The organism is Geotalea sp. SG265, assembly GCF_022808985.1.
Taxonomy (GTDB): domain Bacteria; phylum Desulfobacterota; class Desulfuromonadia; order Geobacterales; family Geobacteraceae; genus Geotalea.
Genome location: NZ_JAKZFT010000039.1, coordinates 1 through 770, shown reverse-complemented (window position 1 = coordinate 770; position 770 = coordinate 1). Strand labels below are relative to the sequence as shown.

General features: G+C 50.1%; 1 protein-coding gene. It reads right to left on the bottom strand.

What is annotated here, in order from left to right:
- Positions 1-189 precede the first annotated feature (189 nt).
- Positions 190-627 (bottom strand): DUF4826 family protein, encoded by a 438-nt coding sequence (locus ML541_RS18825; protein WP_243375612.1) that lies wholly within the window; start codon positions 625-627, stop codon positions 190-192.
- Positions 628-770: the final 143 nt, after the last annotated feature.

The following is a 770-nucleotide window of genomic DNA, read 5'->3' as shown; positions in this document are numbered from 1 at the left end:
CAGAAACTTCAGCCTCTTTATTTTTTTTATCAAAGTGGCTCTTGAACAGGAACAAGCTTACAGCAGAAATTAAGATGACAATCAGGATTAGGCGAAGTTTCTTCATTTTTCGTCCTGTATAACGGCTCGGCAGTTGACCCGCCAGCCCAGTCTTTTCGGGCGGGCGGTGTCCAACTGTCTTGTTGGCGATTATTCTTCCCAGACAGAGTCATCCTCTGCAAACTGTTCTAGAAGTTCTGAACGTCTTTTGAGGAGGTCTCCAAGCACTGGCCAATCCTCTTTCGTTCCGATTTTGATATTTGGATGAGATTCGCCTCGTAACATGTACCCTGAAACCTCTCTCCATACTTCGGCAATCATTCGCATTGCGTCTCTTGGATGTTTTACTGTCTCCGCTGAAATATAGTCTGTCGGCAAGTCTCCGGAAATGGTCCACCACCCAACCCAGCCAGGGCTTTTCTTGCTTTCTATTGCCCAGATCGCAACGTATGGCGCCACATGCCATGCTGGCCACTCCCCAATCTCTCCGTGGTCAACTTTTTGCTCTTTCAGGTACTCCTCAACTTGGGCACGCTGCTCAGCACACCACCGTTCCTCTACCTCTGGATTTTCATAATCTTCAGTCATGATTTTCCTTCTCGCCAACGGCTTGCGCCCTTGACCCGCACCGGGGCGTTTCTCAGCCCTGGTCGGCGTCCAAGGGCCTGGTTGAGCGTTGTCGTAATTATGCTACTTCAGCAAGATCTCCGCTGCCTTCAGTTGGGCGGTCG

Bases quoted from the DNA above. Each gene is read 5' to 3' on its own strand.
- ML541_RS18825 (WP_243375612.1), bottom strand. From the start codon at position 627: ATGACTGAAGATTATGAAAATCCAGAGGTAGAGGAACGGTGGTGTGCT.